Genomic DNA, 4,047 nt, shown 5'->3' with positions numbered 1-4,047 from the left:
CTCGGTGAGGAAGCCGCCCGAGCCGTACTTCTTCGTCGGGTCGCTGCGGGTGCGGCCGTCGCCGCCGCAGAGCTTCGGGCTCACGAAGACCTCGTCCTCGTACTTCTTGAGCTGCCACGGGGTGCTCATCCACCAGCCGGGCGTCTGGATGATGACGACGTCGGCGCGGAGCATCTTCTCGACCTCGTCCTCGATCACCCAGCCGTCATCGAGGCGCGTGACCTCGACGGCGTGGCCGAGTCCCTCGAGCGTCTTCTTCGCGAGCTCGACCATCGCCGCGGAGAGCGTGCCGCCCTGGCCGAAGTTCCTGCAGCCGGCGTTGAGAATCAGAAAGTTCATCGTTGATTTCCTTTGGAAAATTTATCCGCCCGTCATTACCGGAAGCCTTCGGCGCCCGGGCCGGATTCGTGCGGGAAAGATAGCAGAAACCGTTTGACTCAGGACTTTTTGCGCTCGGGGAGCTGGGCGAGCACGACGGCCGCCGCCATCAGCACGCAGCCGATGATCTCGCGCGTCGAGAGGATCTCGTCGAGAAGCACCCAGCCGGCGAGCACGGAGACCACGCTCTCGAGCGAGAGGATGAGACTCGCCGCGGTGTCGTTCATGCCGCGCTGGCCGACGATCTGCAGCGTGTAGGCGATGCCGTTGCTCATGATGCCCGCCCAGAGGATGGCGGGAAGCGCCGCCGTCCATCCCTCGACCGTGGGGTGTTCAAAAAGCATCATCATCGTCGCGGCGATGATCGAGCCGAAGAAAAACTGCATCATCGAGAGCTCGATGCCGTCCACGCGCGTCACGAAGCGCGAGATCACGAGGATGTGGAGCGCGAAGACGATCGCGCAGGCGAAGACGTAGATGTCGCCCGTGGCGATCGAGAAGCCCTCGGGCGGGATGCAGAGGAACCAGAGGCCCGCGACCGCGATCACGACGGCGATCCAGAGCAGCAGCCGCGAGCGCTGCCCGAGGAGCATGCCGATCAGCGGCACGAAGACGATGTAGAGCGCCGTGATGAAGCCGGCCTTCCCCACCTCGGTGTCATGCACGAAGCCCATCTGCTGCAGCAGCTCGCCCCCGAAGAGGCAGAGTCCGCAGAGAAAGCCTCCGAGAAGGAGCGTCCGCGTGTACTCGCGCGAGCGCCGGCGATCGGCCTCCGCGGGCTTCGTCGTTGCGAGGCGCTTTCTCAGAATCGTGACGATCGGGAGCAGAAAGAGGACGCCCAGGATCATGCGGCTCGAGGTGAAGGTGAAGGGCCCGACCGAGCCCATGCCGACCGACTGCGCGACGAACGTGCAGCCCCAGATGAGCGCGGTGAGCAAGAGGAGCGCCGACTGACGGAGCTCGAAGGCAAGCGAGGAATGCATTGGGAAAATTGAACCGATGAGGATCAGGTCGGAAAAGTCTACGTTCGTCCCACACAGTTTGCAAAAAGACCGCTAGAATCCGCCCCAGCCCCCACAGGGGAGTAGTCGTCCGCCCGAAGGCCGTCCCAAGCGGTTCATTTTTCCGGCGGTGCCCGTCGTCAACACACTTGGAACTTTTCCCTCAAGGGAAAAGCCATGGCGACGGGGTGCTCTTTCAGCGGGTCCGAACGCGAAGAAACCTCATGATGCCTCCCGGCGCAGTTCCCGGCGCACGAAGGAAGCAGTTCTTCCCCGGACCCCGACCGGCATCGGCAAGACCTGCGGCGCGGGCCCCCGCGAGAAGCTTTTCCCATTAGGAGAGGAACGGCGTGCGGCAGGGGGTTCGTGCGCCTGCAGACAGGCCTTCCGTTTTAGCCGCGACGCTGTTCCGACCGACCCCCATGCTTGAAATCCTTCAGACCGTCCTGATCTCCACGGGCGTCGTCGCCGCCGCCGAGATCGGCGACAAGACGATGCTGCTCGCCGTGATCCTCGCCGCGCGGTTCAGGAAGCCCCTTCCGATCATCCTCGGAATCTTCGTCGCGACCTTCCTCAATCACGCGATCGCGGGCGCGCTGGGCGCCACGCTCGCGAGCTTCATCAGCGAGGACATCCTGCGCTGGGTCCTCATCGTCTCCTTCATTGCGATGGGCATCTGGATTCTCATCCCCGACAAGATGGATGACGATGACGAGAGTCATGACCGTCTGAAGCGCTTCGGCGTCTTCGGCACCACCGTCGTGCTCTTCTTCCTCGCCGAAGTGGGCGACAAGACGCAGATCGCCACGGTCGCGCTCGCAGCGCGCTACCAGGTCGAGGCCTTCTGGGTGATCTGCGGCACGACGTTCGGCCTCATGATCGCCGACGCCCCTGCGGTCTTCATCGGCAACAAGCTCGCCGAGAAGATCTCGATGAAGCTCATGCGCCAGATCGCCGCCGCGATCTTCTTCATCCTCGCGGTCGCGGTCTTCATCGAGGGCCTCTGACGCCGGGGCTCCGGCACGCTCAAGAAGGTGCGAAAGGCGCGTTCCGCTCTGTCGATGAACGGCGGGGCGGGCGCGCCTTTGTCACTTGCATATGCGGGAGATCTCTTCACAGCCACTGGGGGCCGCTGTCGATACTTTCTCTTTTGGAAAGTCATGCTTTCCAGATCGAGACCAATTTAAGGGGGACACCATCTAGGATGGGCTTCAACAGGCTCCTCGAAGAGCCACATAACGGAGACCCAGATGACTGCCACCAAAACCCCGAAGATTCTTCTTGCAGCACTTCTTGCGATGACGGGCACCGCCATCGTCGCCGCAGAGCCCGGCGCCGATGCCTTCAAGGCGAAGGACTGGAAGGACGTCTATCCGAACGAGTACTACTCCTCGCTCGGAAGCGCCGATGACCTCGATGACCTGCACGACCCGAGTTTCGGCTACGGTCACGGCTCCATGGCCAAGTACATGCTCAGGAGCATCAAGAGCGCCAACGAGAAGGGCGTCGGTCAGAACGCGACCTGCTTCTCCTGCAAGACGGCTCGCTTCAACGACATCCACAAGGTCTACGGAGACGAGGCCTTCAGCGGGAAGAAGTCCCCGAAGTTCAGCGGAATGCTCGCCGCGGATGACTTCTGGAGCTGCGAGACCTGCCACTCGGACATGAAGAACCCGGGTACAAGCGTCGGCGCGCGGATCATCACCGCCTCGCTCTTCGGCAAGGAGCTCTTCGACCAGTTCCCGCCGAAGGTCGCCGCATGCGCGCAATGCCACAACAACCTCTCCGTCTGGTCCGACTCCCGCATCGTTCCCGCGACGGACCTTCTGAAGACCGGCCGGACCGCCTATCGCTACGGCTGGGATCCGGACGGCCTCATCAAGGCCACGCTTGAGGACGCCGTGCCCGAGGGCGTGCGCTATCCCTCCGCCAAGACCTATGAGATGGCGCCTTCCTCGTATGCGAAGACCGACAAGGATCTCGACATCTATCTCATCGCCAACGGCTCGCACGCCGATGCCGAGTTCTTCATGGGGAGCATCCACTACAAGCTCGGCATGGGCTGCGCGGACTGCCACATGCCGGTCACCGAGGACCGCAACGGCAATCCCTACCGTTCTCATGACGCCTCGAAGACGCCGCTCAACTCCAGAGCCAGCATGCAGTACTGCCTGAGCTGCCACAAGAGCGAGAAGGTAAAGAACATCCCGGACATGGTGAGGTTCGTCGAGGCTGCCCAGTCCCGCGCGGCTGAGCTCGACAAGGCCGTCGCCGACAAGCTCGACGAGACTTTCGTCATGCTGAAGGACGCGATCACCGCGAAGAAGCTGAGCGAGGACACGCTCGCCAAGGCCCGCTTCGGCTACGCCCGTGCGTCCTACTTCAAGGAATACGTCTACGGCAACCGCGGCGCCACGCCGGGCGGCAAGGTCGCGCACAACCCCGAGCTGATGAAGAAGTACCTCGAGGATGCGCTCAGGATCATTGACGAGACGCAGGCGCTCCTCAAGTAAAGCTCATCCATCCATATCCGGCACGGGCGGTCTGAGATCAGATCGCCCGTGTCACTGTCTCGGGATCGATCCCGAAGTGCCTGAACCAGTTCTCCCACCGATCCTCCTCGGTCTCGCGCAGCGTCCTCTGGATGATGCCCATCAGGTCATTGATC

General features: G+C 62.8%; 4 protein-coding genes. 2 read left to right on the top strand and 2 right to left on the bottom strand.

Annotation, left to right across the window (positions count from 1 at the left end):
* Positions 1–339 (bottom strand): NAD(P)H-dependent oxidoreductase (locus Q4F91_RS12965; protein WP_303338150.1); only part of this gene is annotated, 339 nt, incomplete at its 3' end.
* Positions 340–437: 98 nt separating this feature from the next.
* The gene (locus Q4F91_RS12960; RefSeq protein WP_303338149.1) at positions 438–1,361 is read right to left on the bottom strand and encodes a DMT family transporter; all 924 of its coding nucleotides are present in this window, start codon (positions 1,359–1,361) and stop codon (positions 438–440) included.
* Positions 1,362–1,801: 440 nt separating this feature from the next.
* Here Q4F91_RS12960 and Q4F91_RS12955 point away from each other — a divergent pair, with 440 nt between their 5' ends.
* Both Q4F91_RS12955 and Q4F91_RS12950 read left to right on the top strand, forming a co-directional pair.
* Positions 1,802–2,386: a TMEM165/GDT1 family protein gene (locus Q4F91_RS12955; RefSeq protein WP_303338148.1), complete on the top strand. Its 585-nt coding sequence runs from the start codon at positions 1,802–1,804 to the stop codon at positions 2,384–2,386.
* A 243-nt stretch (positions 2,387–2,629) separates the two neighbouring features.
* Positions 2,630–3,892 (top strand): ammonia-forming cytochrome c nitrite reductase subunit c552, encoded by a 1,263-nt coding sequence (locus tag Q4F91_RS12950; protein WP_303338147.1) that lies wholly within the window; start codon positions 2,630–2,632, stop codon positions 3,890–3,892.
* The last annotated feature ends 155 nt before the right edge of the window (positions 3,893–4,047 follow it).

The organism is Sutterella sp. (assembly GCF_030539355.1).
GTDB lineage: Bacteria > Pseudomonadota > Gammaproteobacteria > Burkholderiales > Burkholderiaceae_F > Sutterella.
This window is presented reverse-complemented; position numbering and strand designations above follow the sequence as displayed.